Source organism: Vibrio sp. Y20_XG_PY13, assembly GCF_024181925.1.
Taxonomy (GTDB): Bacteria; Pseudomonadota; Gammaproteobacteria; order Enterobacterales; family Vibrionaceae; genus Vibrio; species Vibrio parahaemolyticus.
Map to the genome: position 1 here is coordinate 388,782 of NZ_JAMZAL010000001.1, position 20,013 is coordinate 408,794.

Here is a 20,013-nt window from a genome sequence, read left to right on the forward strand (position 1 = left end):
CTGTTATTTCTTTTGCTGTTGTGCCTGTGCTTGCATCGCTTTCTGCTTTGCAACTAAATAAGCTTCGATGTGTCGTTGAATAGCAGCTTTGCCACCTTTAATGAGTTTACCATTAAACATACAGTACCAACCGTTTGGTTCACCAGTGTCGTTTTTAATGGTATAGCCGTTAAAAACTTCTGATTGAGCACCACCGGTTGGGTGTGCTCTTTGTCCAAGAGACGCGAATTCTTTCGGGTCAATGATTGATGCTGTGTCACACCACCAATCAATGCTCTTTTTCACCGCCGTCAAACTGCCTTGTAAAACGTGGTTTTTGATTTTAACCTTCCAAATACTGCCATCGGGTCCGCCTGACTGCAGGTTAAAACCTTTATAATTTGAAATTGCCATACCACTGAATCATCTGTTTAATGCGTTAATACAATCATAATTGCTACTGAGCATTATTCAAATATCGCTTGAACAAACCGTGCTCTATTCAACTATTTTTAACACAAAACGTATCGCGTGAACGTTAATCACTTTGCACTATTAATACAATCTTCAAGAAACTCATGGAACTTGTGACCATTGTTTTGAAGCATTTTAGGGAACATTGAAATTGGCGTCATTCCTGGGAATGTATTCACTTCATTCAAGTAAATTTCATTATCTTCCGTAAGGAAAAAGTCGATGCGAGACAAATGACGAAGGTTCATTTGTTTGAATACGGTTTCTGACGCATGACGAATCTTATCGATCTGTTCTTGAGTTAGGTTCTTCGCTTCTACTTCTGTTAATGAATGGCTTGAGCTGCTGTATTTTTCATCGTATGAGTAAAATGCACCATCGGGTGCGATCACTTCACCTGGCTTAGTGATGTGCAGTTCACCGTTCATTTCATAAGCTGCGACTTCTAACTCACGAGGTTTTACCGCTTTCTCTACAAGTACTTGATCTGAATAACCAAACGCATCGTTTACTGCTTTAGCGATAGCTTGTTTTTCCGCTACACTGTAACACCCAACAGACGAGCCCTGACGTGCAGCTTTAACAAACACTTTTCCCCACTTTTCAAAGGCTTGTTCAGCTTGTCTGTGAGCGTGTTCATCATTGCGAGTTAGGAATAAGTAAGGTGTATTTGGAATGTCTAAAGCGTCGTACCAAAGTTTTGATGTGATTTTATTGAAACTGTTGCTGCTTGCTTCTGGTCCACATCCTAAGTATGGGATACCGGCAATTTCGAATAGTGATTGAATGTCACCAGTCTCGCCAGGAAAGCCGTGAATACAAGGCACAATAAAGTCGATCGTTTGATTGGATTCATTCGAGCACAATTGTTTGGTGTTTAAATCAAGGTAAACCAATTCGCCTTGATCTGTGACCCAACCTTCATTTTTTATTTCTACGCGAGTGACTTTGACGTTCTGAATTAGGTTTAGTTGTTGTTCAACAAAGTTAGCCGACAACAGTGAAATTTCGTGTTCAGAAGAGCCGCCGCCGCATAATAGAAGAATATTTTTAATCATGAATCAATCTTTCCGTGACCTACAAAAGATACTAGTTAATATGATAAACCTTTGAGGTGTAACGTACAGTTATTTTAGTGTGAGGAATTCTGTTCGAATAGGATTTGACCAAAGAAATAAGGGAGCGTATTGCTCCCTTATTTTGGTTTGATTAGTTGAGTTTGTTAAGCGTTGGAAATGATGAGTTCTTAATTGCGTCAATGCTTTTAACAAAAGGCTTCAACTGTTGGAATTGAGTTGGAAGCGTTGAAATCGCTTGTTGAGCTTCGGCGCTTGTTGCGTAGTCACCGTAAAGAACCGAGAACCACTTTGTGCCGTTGACGACTTTGTAATTCTCCCAAATCGGCTGACCGTTTTGAGGCAGTTTGTTTGCAAATTGATCAACTTTAGCTTGGCTACCGACGGCGACTACCTGGATGGTGTAACCGAATCGTTGAATACCTGCTTGCTTCTTGCTCGGAGGGACGATTTTAACGGGTTTTACCTGCTCTTTGGGTGTGAGTTTCACCACTTTTTTCTCTTCAGGCTTTGCCGTCATTTTCACGACTTCAGGCTTAACGTCTTGTTCTACAACTGCACTTTCAGACGCCATTATAGGCTTAGAGACTGCGTCTGATTTGTAGTCTTCTCGGTAGCTTTCGGAGGTGACATCTGTGATGTAAGTTTCCGAAACACAAGCTGAAAGAAGGACTGATAAGCCGATGATTGCGATTTTTTTCATGAAGTAACAAACGCTCTGGATAAATATTACGATAAATCATGCCGATAGCAGGCCCGTTTATCAAGCATCAAATACAATAATCTGCGAATTTGATGTGATGAGTAACACAAACTCTACAAGCACTGTATAGATTTGCTTCAATGTCCGGTTCGTTTATGTTTTCTGGCCTATTTATTCGTTTATGATTGTTGATATCAACGTAGCAGATTGCAAGTAAGTCGCGACAAGCCGCAGGAGTTCACATGAATAAACTACATAAGCTCTTTAAACCTAGTTCCGTAGCGGTAATTGGCGCCTCTCAAAAAGAACTCCGTGCAGGCCAAGTCGTTATGCGGAATCTTCTGCAAAGTGGGTTTGACGGTGCAATCATGCCAGTTACCCCAAGGTATAAAGCGGTATCGGGTGTCATTGCCTATCGCGATGTTGCTTCCCTGCCCTATACGCCGGATATCGCTATTCTCTGTACTAATGCTTCGCGAAATGAACAACTTCTCAAAGAGCTGGATGAGCGTGGCACACCATTCGCGATAGTGATTTCTGATGATGCTCAAACGCTAGATTTGTCATCTCTTAATATTCGGGTTCTTGGACCAAACAGTCTTGGAATTATCTTACCTTGGCATAATTTCAATTGTACGTTTTCGCCTGTCGCAGCAAAGCCGGGAAAGATTGCTTTTATCTCTCAATCGGCTGCCGTTTGTACCACGGTTTTAGATTGGGCTAACGACAAAAATATCGGGTTTTCTTCATTTATCTCGATTGGTCGTGGACAAGATATTGATTTTGCAGATTTGCTCGATTATTTGAGTATGGATGGTAATACCGAAGCAATATTGTTGTATGTCGACTCCATTCAAGATGCCCGACGATTTATGTCCGCAGCCCGTGCCGCTTCTCGCAATCGTCGTATATTGGTGTTGAAAGCTGGTCGTTCAAAAGAAATGAATACGTTCGAGCAGCAAGATGGCGATACGCTCGATGTGATTTATGACTCTGCGATACGAAGAACGGGTATGCTGCGTGTTAGCAATACGCATGAGTTATTTGCTGCGGTAGAGACGCTGACGCACTCAGTTCCGTTGCGTGGAGAACGCTTAGCCATCATCACTAACGGTGGAGGCCCTGCCGTCATGGCAGTCGATACACTAGTTGAACGAGGTGGCAATTTAGCGACTCTGGACGAAGTAACAACCGATCAGCTCCGAGCCATTTTACCGTCTAACTGGCGGGGTGTTAATCCGATAGATCTTTCCGGAGATGCAACGAAAAAACGCTACGTAGATGCGATCAATGCGGTAATGAATAATGATTGTGCTGATGCGATTTTGATTATGCACAGTCCTTCTGCCGTGTCTGATTCTTATGAAACGGCTTTGGCGGTTATTGAAGCCATCAAGAATCACCCTCGACATAAACATTTTAATGTCCTAACTAACTGGTCTGGGGAACAAACATCTCGAGATGCTCGACTGGCATTCACTCAAGCGGGGATACCTACCTATCGTACGCCGGAAAGCGCGGTCGTTGCTTACATGCACCTCGTTGAATACAGGCGAAACCAGAAACAGTTGATGGAAACGCCAACAACAGCAGAGCCGCTTCACTCAGGTAGCGTAAATTCTGCAAAAGAATGGGTAGATGAACGACTACTGGATAAAAATACAGTTACACTGGATACACACCAAACTAGCCCATTATTTAAGCTCTTTGGCTTTAATGTTTTGCCTACTTGGATAGCATCGGATGAAATCGAAGCTGTTCACATGGCAGAAAATATTGGATACCCGGTCGCCGTGAAGCTTCGCTCTCCTGATATTCCTCACAAATCAGACGTACACGGAGTGGCGCTTAATTTGAGAAATAGTCGAGAAGTTTCTAACGCTGCACAATCGATTTTAGATACCGTCAAATTCAGTTACCCATCTGCAAACGTACACGGCCTGCTAGTTCAAGGCATGGCGAAGCTTGGCAGCGCGGAAGAGTTGCGAATCAGTATCGCGGTTGACAAGGTATTTGGGCCTGTCATTTTACTTGGTCAAGGTGGATCTGAATGGAACATCGCTCAAGATGCGGTGGCCGCCCTGCCTCCTTTGAATATGACGCTTGCACGCTATTTAGTCGTGGTTGCATTAAAGTCCGGGAAGATCCGTCTTCAGAAACACAAAGATGCGCTCGATATTACTGAGCTGTCAAAATTCTTAGTTCGTATTTCGCAAATGGCGGTTGAGTTACCTGAAATACAAAGACTGGATATCCATCCAGTATTGGTGTCTGGAGATGACTTAACCATAGTTGATGCTGATGTGACGCTTTGCAAATATGAAGGTGACGCTCAAAAACGACTGGCTATTCGCCCTTTCCCTGCTGAATTTGTTGAAACTGTGACACTGCGTGATGGTCAACCAATCCTTCTTCGTCCAATTCTTCCTGAAGATGAGCCACTCCACGCTCAGTTCATCAATAGTGTATCTAAAGAAGATCTCTATAAACGGTTCTTCTCAGAGGTTGGTGAGTTCAATCACGAAGCTTTAGCTAATTTTACTCAAATTGACTACGACCGAGAGATGGCCTTTGTCGCAGTAGCATTCGATAAAAGTGGACCGTCGATCATTGGTGTCGCGCGTGCGCTGATCACGCCAGACAATAGTGATGCTGAATTTGCGATTTTGGTTCGCTCAGATTTGAAAGGAAAAGGATTAGGAAAAATCTTGATGGAGAAGATCATCAGCTATTGCAAAATTAAAGGCACGAAACAAATGTCAGGTATGACGATGCCTACCAATCGAGGGATGCTGATGCTTGCTCAACGTTTGGGGTTTGAAGTTGATGTCCAGTTTGCAGATGGTACGGCAGATATGGTGCTACCTTTAAATTAATGAGTGAGGAGCGTGCTCTCTTTTTACCGCTCAACTTCTTAGATTCAGTAGACTCATCTGAATCTAAGAAGTAAAAAGTGACGCTGTTACTTTAGTTTCCAATTCTTCTTCAGATACTGAATGCACCAAGATTTCGCTTCACCCATGGTGTTTCTTCTCCACGCTAGAATGATATCCATCGGCTGCTCTTCTGTGCCTTCAATTTGCTTAAGTACGCCTTTTTCTATTAACGGTAGCGCGATTTGTCTAGGTAAGGTACCAATTCCTAAGCCTGCGGTTAATGCTTCTACTTTTGCTGTAAAGTTAGTAACAGTGAGTCTAGGTTGCTTTTGAATGATGTTTATCGAAAGTGCTGGCTGTTCGCGTGCGGTGTCTGCAATGGCAATAATTCGGTATTTCTCTCTTGCTGAATCATCAAACTCTCCACTGCGTTTGTGAACGTAATGCTCGGTTGCCGCAACCCAAATCATGGACATCTTGCCAATTTTCTCTGCTTTTACTTCTTGCGGTAACGTATCCAACGAAGGGCACACAAGCAGATCAGCTCTTCCTGTATTCAGAGATTCCCAGCTTCCTGCAAGAATTTCTTCTTGCAGCCTAATGCGTGTCGAGCTTACTTCCGCCAGCGCATCCACCATCGGAAAGAAGTTTGAAATTGGAATGATGCCATCAAACGCAACAGTAATATCCAACTCCCAACCGTTAGCAAGCAAAGTCGCATCATTCACTAACTTTTCACTCGCTTGCAGAATTGCACGCCCTCTTTCCAAAATGAGCTTGCCTGCCTCCGTAAAGAGCGCTTTGTGTCCTGAACGGTCAAAAATATTGATGTCGAGATCTTGTTCGAGCTTTTGGATTTGGTAACTCAGTGAAGATGGTGCTCTATCGAGCTCATTTGCCGCTGCCGCAAAGCTGCCTCTGCGATCTATCGCATCCAAGATATGGAGCGCTTCTAAAGTGATAGGGCTCTGCACGATAACTCCCTTTGTGTGATGTGAATCACAGCTGTGATATTTGGATAGATTTGTCAGAAATCGTTTTCAACAATATAACACACTGATAAATAAAGACTAGAAATGCCAAGCATTCAAGAATAGACGACATCAAAATTTGAATGCTAAAATGATAATGATAGTAATTATTATTTAGATCCATTAACATTTGCGCGTTGTTATTGCCTATTATGGATTTAAGGTATTGAAACCAATGTATAATAAATCAATTTTATCAGCCTCTATTCTGATTGCACTATCCCAAGGTGCCTACGCTGAAGACCATTCAACCTTCAATGAAGTGGTCGTGACTGCGACTCGTACTAATAGCCAAATCGAAGACACTGCTGCTTCTGTTGCCGTCGTTACTGATAAGAACATCGAAGAAAGCATGGTCACTGGCTTAGATGATCTCTTTGAGTACACGCCAGGAGTCACGGTTAAGACCAACTCGCGTCAAGGTGTCCAGAGTATCAATATTCGAGGTATCGAAGGTAACCGAATTAAGGTTCTTGTGGACGGGGTATCTCAAGGTAACCAGTTCGAATCAGGGAATACGTTCATTAACTCTGCTCGCGTTAACGTGGATACCGACCTAATAAAAGCGGTTGAAATTGTAAAAGGTGCAGCATCGTCTCTGCATGGTTCTGACGCAATTGGTGGCATTGTCGCATTTGAAACCAAAGATCCGGCTGATTTCCTTAAGGGTCGTAACTTTGGTGGCCATGCGAAGTTCAACTACTCTTCTGAAGACAATACATTCAGTGAATCTGTTGCACTTGCAAACAAAACGGGCGATTTGGAATCTTTAGTTGCCTATACGCGTCGCGACGGCAATGAACTGGATAACTTTGGAGATCTAGCAGATGCAAGTACTGAAGCGAACAACTTACTGGTTAAACTTCAGTACCAAGTCAATGATGCACATCGTGTTGAGTTCAATGGGAATTATATTCGCAACAAAGGCAACGGGAAGCAGTCTTACAACGGTTATACGAATGCAACAAGTGAAGATGTAACAGAGCAATATCAAGCTGGTATAAAACATATTTGGGAGATGCAAACGGCCTTCGCGGACTCCCTTACTTGGCAACTAGATTGGCTTAGCAAGGAAGAAAACGGCATTACTGATCGTGTTAAAGGCCAGAATATCCAACGTAAAGACTACATCTACGAGGATGAAGGCTACCAGTTTGACTCACAGTTTGACAAATATCTCTCGCTTGGTAGTACAGAGCATTACTTTGTGTACGGTGCATCCTTTAGTGATAAAGACATTAAGAACGTCAACAAAGAGTACAACAGTGCAAGCGCGAACAAAGAAATTTTCTATATTCCTTCTGCGAGCGAGCGTCGTTACGGGCTCTTTTTACAAGACGAGATTACGGTAGGTAACTTTACGATTACTCCGGGCGTACGGTGGGATGCATTTGAAACCGATCCAGGCGATACAAGCAGTAACCCAAGTGGTAACGCGGCTAGCGACTACAAAAAGTTCTCTGATTCTGCATTTACAGGCCGCTTAGGTTCTGTTTATAAGCTTAATGAACAACATCGTTTATTCGCGCAAATCAGCCAAGGTTTCCGTGCTCCAGATTTCCAGGAGTTGTACTACTCTTTCGGTAACCCAATGCATGGCTACATTTTTAAGCCAAATCCTGATTTAAAAGCAGAAGACAGTATTTCGTACGAGTTTGGTTGGCGACATAACAATGACATTTCTAGCAGTGAAGTGTCAGTTTTCTACAGCGACTACGACAACTTCATCGAAAGTAAAACCGTCTCTGGCACTTGGACGCCAGTGACTGACCCTGCGATTCAGCAGTACGTGAATATAGGCAAAGCGACAATTAAAGGTATTGAGTTTTCAAACCAACTTTCGTGGAACAAGTTCATGCCAATCGAAGGCTTTAGCTCTCGTGTAGCAGCGGCGTATACGGAAGGTGAAGATGGAAACAATAATCCACTAAACAGTGTTAACCCTTGGAACCTTGTCGCTGGTTTTAATTACGATTCAGAACAAAACTGGGGAACCACGTTAACCATCAACTACACAGCTTCTAAAGACAAAAGCGACATAAATGACGATAAAGTGTTGCCTATCTCTGCTGCTACGGTTGTAGATATCACTGCGTACTACAAACCTATTAAAGATCTTACGTTGCGAGCAGGTCTGTTCAACGTGACAGATGAAGAGTACTACAATTGGAATGATGTGCGTAACCTTCAGACAGAGAACAAAGATCTGACTCAAGCTGGACGGAACTGGTCAATTACAGCAAAATACGAGTTCTAAAGTCTCCGAAAACACAAAAGCCAGCGTAATGCTGGCTTTTTTAATTGGCTTTCATTTCAAAAATGTTAAGAAAAGTATGAAAAATGAAAGCTTACTGTTTTGCCATCTCTTTCTTCACCATCACTGCTGCCGCAACGATGAATGCGATGATCAGACCAAGCTCCATGAACTACCCCAATAGCTACAAGAAAATTTACGACCTAAATTAAGAGTCATGGGTAGTTTAGCACTTATCTATTTGGTTGCTACCTTTTAACCAGTAATTTACGATTTTTTCCGATTTAGATCAAAAAAGGCGCTGGAATGCGCCTTTTTTGTTATTATTGTGTTAAATAAAACTATGCGTCTGGGTAACCTTGTGGGTTATTTGATTGCCAGCGCCATGTGTCCCCTGTCATCTCTTCAAGAGTACGTGATGCTTTCCAGCCTAGTTCATTCATTGCTTTTGAAGGATCTGCCCAACATTCTGCAATGTCACCAGGTCGACGTTCAACCAGTTGGTATGGCACATTTTTACCGCATGCGCTTTCAAATGCTTTTACCATTTCAAGAACGCTGTAACCATTCCCGGTACCAAGGTTGTAGATGTGCAAACCATCTTTACTGCCGACTTTTTCTAGCGCAGCAACGTGGCCATCTGATAGATCCATTACGTGAATGTAATCACGAACACCAGTACCATCTTTGGTTGGGTAATCACTACCGAATACAGATAGAAACTCGCGACGACCAACTGCTACTTGAGAAATAAATGGCATCAGGTTGTTTGGAATACCTTGCGGGTCTTCACCTAACTCACCAGTTGGGTGCGAACCAACAGGATTGAAGTAACGAAGAAGTGTGATGCTCCAGTCTGGATTCGCTTTTTGGAAGTCAGTTAAGCACTCTTCTACCATTAACTTGCTACGACCGTATGGGTTAGTCGCACTAGTTGGGAAGTCCTCAGTAATTGGCACTGATGCTGGATCACCATAAACTGTCGCAGATGAGCTAAATACCAGTGATTTCACGCCTGCTTCGCGCATTGCATCCACAAGAACAAGTGTGCCATTTACGTTGTTATCGTAATACTCAAGCGGTTTTTCTACTGATTCTCCGACTGCTTTTAGGCCAGCAAAGTGAATAACGGCTTCAATATTGTGTGCTTTTAGTGCCTCAACAAGCGCAGCCTTATCGCGAATATCCGCTTCGATAAAAGTAGGCTTTACGCCGCATACTTTTTCAATGCGCTCTAAGACTGTAGATTTGCTGTTGTATAGGTTATCGAGAATAACTGGTGTCATACCAGCTTCGATCATTTGAATACAAGTGTGGCTGCCAATGTAGCCCATACCACCCGTAACAAGTACTTTCATTTTATCAATCCTTCTGACGCGAATCCGGTTAGTGTAAAGCTTTAATGCGACAATTTAAACGGTCTCTTGCAATTCGCATCCCATTAATATTGCTTGCCCTTTTCCGGCTTTCTTCGCTTGGTACATTGCGGTATCCGCACTCTTTAAAATACGGGTTGCGTCTCGTTCATTAACGCCAACCAATTTCACCCCAATGCTCACGCCGACTTTTAACTCATTACCTTTGTATTCAATAGGCGCGCAGATGCTCTCTAACAATTGCTCGGCGATTCGCGTTACGACTTTTTGATTGGCCGGGTTGACCAGCATAACAAACTCATCGCCAGACAGGCGTGCGATTAAGTCACTGTGCCTAGTCGCCGATGTCAAACGATCTGCGACACGTTTTAAAACTTCATCCCCAGCGTCATGGCCGTATGTGTCGTTGATTTCCTTAAAACCATCTAGATCAAGATAAAGTACCGCAAATTCATCGCGCTGATAGCCTGATCTTTGGACTAAATCTTCCAGCTCTAAATGGAACTTAGAACGATTTGCTAATCCTGTAAGCGCGTCATGATGTGCGAGATACTCGAGGCGCTCCATCTCTTTTGCATTGGAGAGATCGGTAAGAATAATGACCAAGTCGTAGAAACCGTTATCCTCGCACTTCACGATTCGATTTACTCGAGCAAACATTGGCACAAGTAAGCCTAAGTGATTTTGCTCAATCACTTCCCCTTGCCATACGCCATAGTTTTCAATGGACTCAATGATACTCGGCATCATTTCTTGTAATTTTCGCCAACGAATAGTTTGAATGAAAGACTGACCAACTAACTGGTCGATTTCTAAACCCACAAGTTTGGTGACTGCTGGGTTAACCATAGTGATGACGCCTTTGTGATTAAGCACAATAAGGCCGTCTTGACTGGCTTCAAACACTCGACCAGCTACGCGCTGGCGATTCATCGCCTCTTCAATCTCTGTGATGTCTTGAATGGCGAAGAGAAGATAACCGTGGTTAGACAAACGACGAGTCGTTAGGCTTAGCTGCTGTTCGTTATCAATGTTTTGAAGGTGGATATCATCACACTCTAAGCATCGACTAAGAATTTGGCTAAGCTCGTTCGGCATTTTTGTTTTTATCAGATCGCGGATATTCGCATTTTCTAATGCTTCCGGTGATTTCTGAAATATATGCTGAGTCGCAGCATTACTGTGGATAATGGTGCCAAGGTTGTCGGTAATAACTAACGCATACTGAATGGATTCAATGACTTCTTCTGAAAATGCTCTTTTTTGTTCGAGCGTAGCTAACGAATGCTGGCGTTGTTTTTCCCTTTTTCGGAGTTTGGTCATCATTCGGTTGAATGAGTGAATAACTTCGCCCAGTTCGTCTTTAGAATGATGACGAATTTGTACGTGAGAGGCATTACCAAAAGTAACATCTTGAATTGCACCGTTGAGATCGAGCAACGGTCTTAGAATGATACGATCAATGGTAATGTAGAAAATAATGCCGCCAGCCGCCAATATCAGCAGAAGTACGCCGGCATCTTTCAAGAATGAATGTTGCGCATTTATAATTGGAATATGTGACAACGTCACTCGAATTGAACCAATCACATGCCCTTCATGGATGATAGGCTCAAGTACGTACAAAAACTTGGCGGACAACGCATACCCTAATGCATCGAGCTTACTTCTTTCATTTTGATTGGGCACTGGAGCAGACTCCCCACTCCCTTCAAGCACAACAAAAGGTTCATTGGCCCTATCATACAATTTCACTCTAGAAACGTTGGGCTGTTCTAGAAGATCGGCCAGAATAGTTTGTGCTTTTCGCTTGTTCTTTGTTGTGAGCGCATCTTTAATTGAATAAGACACGTTATTGATTAACTTGCGAGTTTGCTCAACCAACTCATGTTTTGACGATTGGTATGCGGTGTACGAGGTATAACCTTTTGAAGCAACAAAGATCGCCGTAATAAAAACCAGAATCGGCCAGATAAGCTTTGCTCGTAATGACATATATATTCCTGTCGCACAACAACAACTAGAAGACAAAAGAGTTGTTATGCAAGCTATCACCCAATAGAAGCCGTAAGACTAACATGACGGCAAAGCAAAATAACGTTAAATTCTCAAAAATTGGATTGAAAAGGACCGAATTACCTTAAAATTCGGATCAAATCAAAGAACGATAACGACGTGCTGGACTCTAATGATCTTTCTCAGCTCGAGTTCTAAGTAAAAATCTCATTCTGGTTGTTTGAAGAATGAACTGAGTCACTGAAGATAAAAGGTTTTTCCTGCATCGTGATGTGATTGCTAAGGTAACTATAAATATATGACATTGAATAAACAGCAACTGACATTAAATTGCGATATGGGTGAGAGCTTTGGTTCTTGGACGATGGGCGCTGACGATAGCGTGATGCCTCATGTCGATATGGCGAACATTGCTTGTGGCTTTCACGCTTCCGATCCGAACGTGATGCACGACACGATTACCTTAGCGAATCTTCACGATGTTGATATTGGTGCGCATCCCGGTTATCCCGACTTACAAGGTTTTGGTCGACGCAGCCTCAGTATGAGCAGCGATGAAATTACTAACATGGTGATCTATCAAGTAGGCGCGTTGCAGGCATTGTGCCGTGCGCAGTATACCGATATCGGTTATATCAAGCCTCATGGTGCCCTTTACAACGATATGATGAAAAGCGATGCGGTTTTTCGAGCGGTCGTTAAAGCAGCCGCGCTGTTTAAAGTGCCGTTGATGATCCTTGCATCGCAAGAGAACGAAAAATATTTAGAAATCGCGGACGATTATGATGTGCCATTGTTGTTTGAGGCGTTTGCCGATCGCCTGTATCAGGATGATGGGATGTTGACACCAAGAACGCACCCAAATGCCGTTTTGAAAGATGAGCTAGCGATTTTAGAACAAGTCAGAACATTGGCTGATTCAGGCCGAGTAAAAACCGCTTCAGGCAGTTATATCTTGTTAGAAGCGGACACAATATGCGTCCATGGAGACAATGAAGAGTCGATCGCTTTGATTCAAAAAATTCGTCAAAGCCTCTACTCCGGAGGAAATTAATGCATCAAACAAAGTTCTCGATTGATTTGGTTTCTGAATGCAGCATTTTGATTCGATTTGATGAAACCATTTCTGAAAACTCAATTGGACAGTTAGCGCGAGCAATGAACCAACATCTGTCTCATATTGTCATGAATATCGTTCCTTCCTATCGAACCGTGTTAATTGATTACTTACCGTTCAGAATCAGTGAATTTCAGTTAGTCGACATACTGCACAATATCTTAGTCGCTTTTGACCCAAATAAAGCCGACAAGGCTGAGCCTAACGAAATTTCGATCCCCGTTTATTACTCCGAAGAAACTGCTTTAGATTTGGAGCGTTTTGAAGAACAAGGCATTGATCTCGGCGCGCTTATTGATGCTCATACAAAGCCGGTATATACCGTTTCCGCGATTGGGTTCGCACCTGGCTTCGCCTTTCTTTCTGATGTGGAAGAGAGTATCGCCATGCCTAGGTTAAAAACGCCGAGAACGTTTGTGCCATCAGGAAGTGTCGGCATTGCCGATAGTAAGACCGCCGTTTACCCATCAGACAGTCCAGGTGGTTGGAATATCATAGGTCGCTCTCCACTCTCACTCTTTTCGGATACTCCTCCTTTTATTCCTTTTGAAGTTGGTGACAAGGTCACGTTTTATACGGTATCAAAACAGGAATTTCTTGAGCTAGGGGGATCGTTATGAGCGCATCAGGATTATTAGTTGAAAAGTCAGGGCCTTTGTCATTGATTCAAGACTTTGGCCGTTTTGGTCTTGCTCACATCGGGATAACGCAAGGTGGCCCTGTTGATGATTACGCCTACAGTTGGGCTAATCATCTACTTGGAAATCGTGTAAACTGCTCAGCAATCGAGATTACGCTAGGCAATGCTTGTTTTGTCGCCTTAAAAGACTGTCACCTGGCAATTTGTGGCGGCGATCTGAATGCATCAGTAGATGGTCACCCTATTGCTAATTGGTCGGATTTTTCGATAAAAAAAGGTCAAAAGCTTCAGTTCGGAATGGCGAAAAATGGCCTTCGCGCCTATCTCGCTGTAAAAGGTGGCTTCAATGTGCCTGAGCACCTTGGGAGCTCATCGACCGTGCTTCGTGAAGCATTAGGTGGACTAGAAGCCAATGGTAACGCTCTAAAAGCTGGAGATGTTCTCCCTTTTGACGCGCATTCATTACCTAACCATAAACCAAGAATCATGACATTTCGTTTCAAGCCAGATTACAACTTGCCAATTACACTACGCGTTATTGAAGGTTATCAATGTGATGATTTCAGTATTGAAGCTAAAGAAAAATTCTATTCGGGAGGCTTTGCGATCTCGCCAGACTCTAATCGAATGGGCTATCGCCTAGAAGGAAATACGGTAAAGCCACCTTATGATGGCATCTTATCTGAAGGGATCGCGCTAGGCGCCATTCAAATTCCCCATGATGGTAATCCGATTGTATTACTCAATGACCACCAAACCATTGGTGGATATCCAAAGCTTGGTTGTGTTGCAAGAATAGATTTGCCTAGATTAGCGCAAGCGAAGCCGGGTCAGAAAGTGCGTTTCATCAAGGGTGATAGACAAGGTTTGCAGGATGTGTGGTGTCAGTGGGCTCAGTTCTTTGGCTACTGAGCCCTATTCAGCTTTTGGCTGTTTACATCCCGTAGCGTTCAGCTAGAGCATGCGGATAGCCTCGTTCTTCGGTCAGTTTAATCGCGTATTGTTCGATTTCATCTTCAGACCAATTGACGGTCACTGGATGTTGCGCTTCTACATTTTGTTGAGGCGTGATATCAAACCAATACTGAAGCATTTTTTGAGCAGCTAACAACGTAGAAGACGCTTTCACAACTTCAATTCGAGCGTAGTGATTTTGTTCGAATGAAACATCTGCCGCGCGAAGCACAGGATCTGTGCCTGGAATCTGTTGAGCACCAAACAATGCTTTGCCACCTTTTTCCGCTGTTTTGTAATCAGGGATAAATTGGGCCATGTGTTGTATTGCGTTATGCGTTCTTTCACCCAAAATTTCTTCACGCCACCCACTGCGAATTTTAGACAGTAACGGTACAGGTAGCTCAGGTTGAGCAGAGAGTGCCGTGCTTTCAACTAAGCCATCTTCAAACAACGTGATCTCTTTCGTCATGCCGTGCAGCTGGAAATAGCCATCTCCATAAGGCGTTAACTGCGCCATTCCTTTATCTGTGCCACGGGGGCCGTGGAAAATGACTTCTGGCCATTGCTGGTTACATTCGTTCCATTTGGTCACGTAAGCGGCTTTGAATTCAACTAAACGGTCACGCTTAGCGCCAACTGCGTTATCAATAGTTCCCGTCTCGAAACCACATGCGTTGACTAAGTAATCACAAGTAAGCAAACAATTGACGCCATTGTGTTCGTAAGTCAATTGCCAATGATCACCAAGCCAATCTGCCTGATTCAGTGTCGCTTGAGTAATCACGTTTGAATTCGGCAGTTTTGCTAAGGTTAAGTTAGCAATAGCCGCTAAACGGAACACGCTCCAACCATACTCCTGAACGGCAACGACCGGATATTTTAATTGCTCTAAATCAGCGTGCTGAGCAAAAGGAATGCTCCATTCATCAAATGTGGATGGATGTTCTGGTTGGTTTTGTTTTGCCAGTTCCTGCAGTTCTTCTTTCGAATACAGTTTGAAATACTCTTCAGGCTCGCCAAGTACTTTGTTGTGTTCGTCTTTGTCGACCAACGCCTGGTATGCACTTTTAATCACCTCTAAGCGAGGCAGCAGCGCGAATGGGTCACCTCCATCAGAGTGAGGTACGGCAATAATGGTAGGACGAATATTCAGTGAGTGAGGATACAGTCTGATCGTATCTATAGATTGCGTAAGCAAATCCAAACATTGTTGTTCAGAAATTTCACGATACAAATTACCGCCCGCATGAAGGTGACAAATTGGTGGGCCGTTGACTAACGAGACGCCCTTTTCAATAACAGAGACTTTGAATCCCAACTCTGCAAAATGAATGGCGGCTGTGGCACCGGCTACACCACCACCTACAACGGCGATGTGTTTATCTTTATGACTTAGAAACTCAGACTTCATTGCTTCACTAAAAATTTTATAAGGAGAAATCTTTACTAACCGTGATTCTACTCGGGTTTGGGCATGATTAAAATCACAAAAAGTTCATGGGTTTGCGATAACTTTAAAAGTTGCTTTACGGAATAAAAAAATTGTAAAAAAAGTGCTTGACGAAGTGGTTTGATGAGCGAATTTTTAGCCTGTTGTGTATAAGAATCCCTATCTAAGACCCATGGCGTAAAGCTTGCGGAATCACCCCTATTTTTGACCTCTCCAGTTATCCCAAAAGTTATCCACCGTTTTTGTGGATAACTAAAATAAAAATGTCATGGAGTGAGTCCGCGTTAGTTATATAAATGGGTATTAAGTGTTTACTGGCGTTAGCAATCTTTTCAACAAACTCATTACAACAAGTGCCAGTGTAACGAAAGTGGCTAACGGTAAAGCTATCCACAATTCAGGGTGAATTTGAGCATTGAGGTCAAACCCATACTTCATCACTGCTGCAACACAGGCTTCGGCTGCCATAACGGCGACAGAACTTGCTACAAGCGCCATAATTCCGTATTCCGCCCACAAGGTTGTATTAATCCGTTTTTTGCTTGAGCCAAGCGTACGATACAGACGGATTTCTTGCTGACGTTGAGACAAGCTCAAGCGTAATAATGTAAAAATGAGCAATAGCCCTGCAACTACGCCTAACAAAGCAAGAATGGTGATCGCAGAAACGATTTGTTGTATTAGCGCCTGTATTTTTTCTCCCATAGTTCGGATGTCTAACACAGAAACTGTTGGGTGCGCTCTCGACATTGATGTAAGCAGCGATTCGTTTCCTTCATTGATTCGGTAGCTAATCAAATATGAACCCGGAACATTGGCCATCACATCAGAAGAAAAGATGAAATAGAAGTTAGGCTTCATATCTCGCCACTCAACATGGCGAATGGTATCCACTGTCGCATCAAAGTTTTGGCTGTTGATAACAAACCTTAATTTGTCTCCAAGTTGAATACCCAAATCGCGCGCGACATCGGCTTCAACAGATACACTGTTTGCGTTCATCCATTTTCCTGAAAGAACGTCATTGTATTCTGGTAACTGATCACCCCATGTTAAGTTGAGCTCTCGACGGATTGCGTCAGAGCCTTCCCCTTCATATTCAACGTCTTTAACGTTTTGGCCATTAATCTCTGTGAGTCGTCCTCGAATAATTGGAAATGCTTGTGACCGCGTCACTCCATTTTTATCCAGTGTTTCTAGGTAGTTAGCCAGTTCATAATCGGCAATGTTTAATGCAAATACATTAGGCGCATCCGCAGGCAAAGTCCGCTCCCAATCTGCGAGGATATCGCTACGGACAAGCCAAATAATGGAAAGGAGCATCAAAGAAAGCGACAGTGCTCCAAACTGCAGACCGCTGGTTATAGGCGTACGGTTGATTCGGCTCAGTGCCAACTTCATCGCTGGTTTGGTGGCAAAGCGGGAGAATAACTTCGTCAATGCGATGCTTAATCCGGCCAACACGACAAATAGTGCTGCAATACCCGCCAGTACAATCCAGACCAAAGTGTTGTTTGCGTACAACGCGAGCAATGGAAGCACAGGGACAAGAACGAGCAGCAGTCGCTTCCAAGATCGTTGAGCTGTGCCCTGCTGTAAAACCTCAAGTGCTGGTGTCTTAATTAACCCAAGTAGCGGGATACCAAGCGCCGGAACGGTGATGAGAATGGCAGAAACCACAGCGACAATAAATGGAGTGACGCCGTAACTCGGCAGTGGGTTTGGCAAGAGATCTTTCAGAGGAATACGTAACAAATATTCCAAGCCGCTACCCAGAATGAGTCCGACAATGCTGGCGGTTACCAATAGAATGGCAACTTGAATCAATACCCACTTTTCTATCCAACGTCTGCTCGCGCCAAGGCTTTTCAACATTGCGATGGTTTGAGTTCGGCTATTCACGTAGTTTTGGCAAGTAAGAACCAACGTTGTCGCGGCCATTATTATGACGATAGCTACGGTCAATGATAAATACTGTGTAGTGCGATCAAAAACTTCATTGCTGCGACTCGCGGTATCTTGAGTACGCCAGCGATCACTTGGTGACAGCTCTGTCTTATCTTGGAGTTGCTTTAGCGCCGCATTGTCTGCTTTTAGAAACAGTCGATACTGCACTCGACTGCCGACTTGTATCGCGCCTGTTTTTTCTACGTCGCTTTGGTGAATATACGCCGCAGGCATTTGTTGGAATGGATTGAAACTTAAACCCGGCTCCATCAGCACTGCACCTGAAACGGTGAAATCTGCATCACCAATGGTGACATTGTCACCTTTAGTAACTTCTAATTGAGCCATAATGCGTTCGTCTAACCAAAGCTGATTAGGCTTCACGCGACCTGACTCATTCCCATCTAAAACCAACTCTCCCATTAAAGGATAACTTTCATCGACACCTCGTACAGAAATAAGCTGCATTCCGTTATCGCTAAAAGCCATGGTCGAAAATCGGGTCATAACGGAGCGCTCAAGTTGCTCTGTCGATTTTAATAGTGAGTCAGATAATGGGTTTGCGGAAACGAACACCGCATCCGCTGTTAATGCATCTTTCCCCTGCTTAACAATCACTTGCTCCATACGAGATGCAAGTGCAGACAATGCAAAAATGCTCGCGATGACCAACACAAGAGCGACGCTGATCGGCCAGAGGTTTCCTTGCCTAATTTCGCCCAAACTCCAACGCACCAAACTTTTATTCGGAGAGTGTTGCTTCAATCCACGTTGATCTGAAGATGTTACTTCACTTGAAGATACTGCTGACATTACATCTCCTCCTTAAGCTCACCCGCCTCCATACGATAAATTCTGTCGCATCGGCTTGCTAAGTTCACATCATGAGTGACCAATATTAATGTCGTACCGTGCTGGCTATTGAGATCGAACAACAGCTCGATGACTTTGTCCGCGGTTTGGTGATCAAGGTTCCCTGTCGGTTCATCAGCAAACAGCAATTCTGGCTGAGTCATAAATGCCCTGGCCAACGCAACGCGTTGTTGTTCGCCACCAGAAAGTTGACTTGGTAAGTGGTCGAGTCGCTTTTCCAATCCTACAGCGCTTAATAATTCTGTCGCTCGTGCTTCATCTTCGGCTTCTCCGCGTAAAAGACACGGTAAGGTCACATTGCGAAGTGCACTCAAACTTGGGATAAGTAGAAAGCTTTGAAAGACAAATCCTAGAGAATCGGCTCGGATTTTCGCACGAGCTTCGTCATCTAGCTTCGAAAGTTCGTGTCCTAGAAGTGTGATTTCTCCGGAGGTTGGTGTGTCGAGCCCCGCCAACAATGTCATTAGCGTGGATTTGCCTGCACCAGATGTGCCGACAATTGCGATGGTCTCGCCCTTTCTGATGTCAACATTTACATCTTTAAGGATTGTTAATTGTTCTTGATTAGTAGAGACTTGTTTAGAAACCAAATTCGCTTGAACAATAGGTGCTTTGAGTACAGGTGTTTGCATGATTCGTTTACTTTCCTTAGTTCTCTTTTTTTGTCTTTCCGCCGCATCGCAAGCAAGCGAAAAGCTTCTTGTTCTTGGTGATAGCTTGAGTGCGGGCTATCAAATGCCGATTGAGAAGAGTTGGCCTAGCTTACTCCCTGACGCGCTGCTCGAACACGGGCAAGATGTAACAGTTATTAATGGCAGCATCTCCGGAGACACTACTGGCAACGGTTTGGCTCGCCTCCCGCAACTGCTTGACCAACATACACCCGACTTAGTTCTTATCGAGTTGGGCGCCAATGATGGGTTGCGTGGCTTCCCTCCAAAAGTTATTACGTCGAATCTGTCGAAAATGATTAGCCTGATCAAAGATTCTGGTGCCAATGTGGTCATGATGCAAATTCGTGTCCCACCTAACTACGGCAAGCGCTACAGCGACATGTTTTACGACATCTATCCTAAATTGGCTGAGCATCAACAAGTTCAGTTAATGCCGTTCTTCTTAGAGCATGTGATCACCAAACCAGAGTGGATGATGGATGATGGCTTACATCCGAAACCTGAAGCTCAACCTTGGATTGCGGAATTCGTTGCTCAAGAATTGGTTAAACATCTCTAATTTTGATGGTC

16 protein-coding genes are annotated in these 20,013 nt (G+C 43.7%); 7 read left to right on the forward strand and 9 right to left on the reverse strand.

Features of this window, described 5'->3' with window-relative positions:
• Nucleotides 1-3 precede the first annotated feature (3 nt).
• From NL646_RS01760 to NL646_RS01770, 3 genes are all read right to left on the reverse strand, one after another.
• Nucleotides 4-393 carry a DUF3319 domain-containing protein gene (locus NL646_RS01760; RefSeq protein ID WP_239592014.1) on the reverse strand — a complete coding sequence of 130 codons (390 nt, stop codon included), beginning with the start codon at nt 391-393 and terminating at the stop codon, nt 4-6.
• A gap of 128 nt (nt 394-521) precedes the next feature.
• The gene (locus tag NL646_RS01765) at nt 522-1,511 is read right to left on the reverse strand and encodes a D-alanine--D-alanine ligase (RefSeq protein WP_005455294.1); all 990 of its coding nucleotides are present in this window, start codon (nt 1,509-1,511) and stop codon (nt 522-524) included.
• A 151-nt stretch (nt 1,512-1,662) separates the two neighbouring features.
• A complete protein-coding gene (locus NL646_RS01770; RefSeq protein WP_005455347.1) occupies nt 1,663-2,232 on the reverse strand; it encodes an SPOR domain-containing protein in 570 nt (189 codons plus the stop codon).
• 242 nt (nt 2,233-2,474) lie between these two features.
• On the opposite strand from NL646_RS01770, the gene NL646_RS01775 reads away from it, so the two are divergent.
• Nucleotides 2,475-5,108, forward strand: a complete 2,634-nt coding sequence (locus NL646_RS01775; RefSeq protein WP_193265979.1) for a bifunctional acetate--CoA ligase family protein/GNAT family N-acetyltransferase — start codon at nt 2,475-2,477, stop codon at nt 5,106-5,108.
• 86 nt (nt 5,109-5,194) lie between these two features.
• On the opposite strand, the gene NL646_RS01780 is transcribed toward NL646_RS01775, so the two are convergent.
• Complete coding sequence (locus NL646_RS01780; RefSeq protein ID WP_005455339.1) at nt 5,195-6,082, reverse strand: LysR family transcriptional regulator; 888 nt, start codon at nt 6,080-6,082, stop codon at nt 5,195-5,197.
• 232 nt (nt 6,083-6,314) lie between these two features.
• On the opposite strand from NL646_RS01780, the gene NL646_RS01785 reads away from it, so the two are divergent.
• The gene (locus NL646_RS01785; protein WP_140361991.1) at nt 6,315-8,396 is read left to right on the forward strand and encodes a TonB-dependent hemoglobin/transferrin/lactoferrin family receptor; all 2,082 of its coding nucleotides are present in this window, start codon (nt 6,315-6,317) and stop codon (nt 8,394-8,396) included.
• 83 nt (nt 8,397-8,479) lie between these two features.
• Nucleotides 8,480-8,605 carry a hypothetical protein gene (locus NL646_RS23340; RefSeq protein WP_005480852.1) on the forward strand — a complete coding sequence of 42 codons (126 nt, stop codon included), beginning with the start codon at nt 8,480-8,482 and terminating at the stop codon, nt 8,603-8,605.
• A 129-nt stretch (nt 8,606-8,734) separates the two neighbouring features.
• Here NL646_RS23340 and galE read toward each other — a convergent pair whose 3' ends face one another.
• Nucleotides 8,735-9,751 carry a UDP-glucose 4-epimerase GalE gene (gene galE / locus NL646_RS01790; RefSeq protein ID WP_025559020.1) on the reverse strand — a complete coding sequence of 339 codons (1,017 nt, stop codon included), beginning with the start codon at nt 9,749-9,751 and terminating at the stop codon, nt 8,735-8,737.
• A 54-nt stretch (nt 9,752-9,805) separates the two neighbouring features.
• Entirely contained in the window at nt 9,806-11,764 is a 1,959-nt protein-coding gene (locus NL646_RS01795) for a diguanylate cyclase (RefSeq protein ID WP_075110247.1), read from the reverse strand.
• A gap of 319 nt (nt 11,765-12,083) precedes the next feature.
• Here NL646_RS01795 and NL646_RS01800 point away from each other — a divergent pair, with 319 nt between their 5' ends.
• From NL646_RS01800 to NL646_RS01810, 3 genes are read left to right on the forward strand one after another with little or no spacing between them, the layout of a single operon-like run.
• Nucleotides 12,084-12,839, forward strand: coding sequence for a 5-oxoprolinase subunit PxpA (locus tag NL646_RS01800; RefSeq protein WP_020835288.1), 756 nt, complete (start codon nt 12,084-12,086; stop codon nt 12,837-12,839).
• Nucleotides 12,839-13,522, forward strand: a complete 684-nt coding sequence (locus NL646_RS01805) for an allophanate hydrolase subunit 1 (protein WP_029829681.1) — start codon at nt 12,839-12,841, stop codon at nt 13,520-13,522. The genes NL646_RS01800 and NL646_RS01805 overlap by 1 nt, the downstream gene beginning before the upstream one ends.
• Nucleotides 13,519-14,454, forward strand: a complete 936-nt coding sequence (locus tag NL646_RS01810) for a biotin-dependent carboxyltransferase family protein (protein ID WP_253663761.1) — start codon at nt 13,519-13,521, stop codon at nt 14,452-14,454. Before NL646_RS01805 ends, NL646_RS01810 begins: the two co-directional genes overlap by 4 nt.
• 22 nt (nt 14,455-14,476) lie before the next feature.
• On the opposite strand, the gene NL646_RS01815 is transcribed toward NL646_RS01810, so the two are convergent.
• The 3 genes from NL646_RS01815 to NL646_RS01825 all read right to left on the reverse strand — a co-directional run bounded on the left by NL646_RS01815 (nt 14,477) and on the right by NL646_RS01825 (nt 19,401).
• Nucleotides 14,477-15,910 carry an FAD-dependent oxidoreductase gene (locus NL646_RS01815; protein ID WP_025499132.1) on the reverse strand — a complete coding sequence of 478 codons (1,434 nt, stop codon included), beginning with the start codon at nt 15,908-15,910 and terminating at the stop codon, nt 14,477-14,479.
• A 342-nt stretch (nt 15,911-16,252) separates the two neighbouring features.
• Nucleotides 16,253-18,709, reverse strand: coding sequence for an ABC transporter permease (locus tag NL646_RS01820; protein WP_180710053.1), 2,457 nt, complete (start codon nt 18,707-18,709; stop codon nt 16,253-16,255).
• The gene (locus NL646_RS01825) at nt 18,709-19,401 is read right to left on the reverse strand and encodes an ABC transporter ATP-binding protein (RefSeq protein ID WP_005455354.1); all 693 of its coding nucleotides are present in this window, start codon (nt 19,399-19,401) and stop codon (nt 18,709-18,711) included. Before NL646_RS01825 ends, NL646_RS01820 begins: the two co-directional genes overlap by 1 nt.
• On the opposite strand from NL646_RS01825, the gene NL646_RS01830 reads away from it, so the two are divergent.
• On the forward strand, nt 19,400-20,002 hold the full coding sequence (locus tag NL646_RS01830) for an arylesterase (RefSeq protein WP_021483970.1): 603 nt from the start codon (nt 19,400-19,402) through the stop codon (nt 20,000-20,002). The genes NL646_RS01825 and NL646_RS01830 overlap by 2 nt on opposite strands.
• Nucleotides 20,003-20,013 lie beyond the last annotated feature (11 nt).

Excerpts from the sequence above, each read along its gene's own strand:
- NL646_RS01760 (WP_239592014.1), bottom strand. The coding sequence starts at position 393 with ATGGCAATTTCAAATTATAAAGGTTTTAACCTGCAGTCAGGCGGACCC.
- NL646_RS01765 (WP_005455294.1), bottom strand. The coding sequence starts at position 1,511 with ATGATTAAAAATATTCTTCTATTATGCGGCGGCGGCTCTTCTGAACAC.
- NL646_RS01770 (WP_005455347.1), bottom strand. The coding sequence starts at position 2,232 with ATGAAAAAAATCGCAATCATCGGCTTATCAGTCCTTCTTTCAGCTTGT.
- NL646_RS01775 (WP_193265979.1), top strand. The coding sequence starts at position 2,475 with ATGAATAAACTACATAAGCTCTTTAAACCTAGTTCCGTAGCGGTAATT.
- NL646_RS01785 (WP_140361991.1), top strand. The coding sequence starts at position 6,315 with ATGTATAATAAATCAATTTTATCAGCCTCTATTCTGATTGCACTATCC.
- NL646_RS23340 (WP_005480852.1), top strand. The coding sequence starts at position 8,480 with ATGAAAGCTTACTGTTTTGCCATCTCTTTCTTCACCATCACTGCTGCC.
- galE (WP_025559020.1), bottom strand. The coding sequence starts at position 9,751 with ATGAAAGTACTTGTTACGGGTGGTATGGGCTACATTGGCAGCCACACT.
- NL646_RS01795 (WP_075110247.1), bottom strand. The coding sequence starts at position 11,764 with ATGTCATTACGAGCAAAGCTTATCTGGCCGATTCTGGTTTTTATTACG.
- NL646_RS01800 (WP_020835288.1), top strand. The coding sequence starts at position 12,084 with ATGACATTGAATAAACAGCAACTGACATTAAATTGCGATATGGGTGAG.
- NL646_RS01805 (WP_029829681.1), top strand. The coding sequence starts at position 12,839 with ATGCATCAAACAAAGTTCTCGATTGATTTGGTTTCTGAATGCAGCATT.
- NL646_RS01810 (WP_253663761.1), top strand. The coding sequence starts at position 13,519 with ATGAGCGCATCAGGATTATTAGTTGAAAAGTCAGGGCCTTTGTCATTG.
- NL646_RS01815 (WP_025499132.1), bottom strand. The coding sequence starts at position 15,910 with ATGAAGTCTGAGTTTCTAAGTCATAAAGATAAACACATCGCCGTTGTA.
- NL646_RS01820 (WP_180710053.1), bottom strand. The coding sequence starts at position 18,709 with ATGTCAGCAGTATCTTCAAGTGAAGTAACATCTTCAGATCAACGTGGA.
- NL646_RS01830 (WP_021483970.1), top strand. The coding sequence starts at position 19,400 with ATGATTCGTTTACTTTCCTTAGTTCTCTTTTTTTGTCTTTCCGCCGCA.
- NL646_RS01825 (WP_005455354.1), bottom strand. The coding sequence starts at position 19,401 with ATGCAAACACCTGTACTCAAAGCACCTATTGTTCAAGCGAATTTGGTT.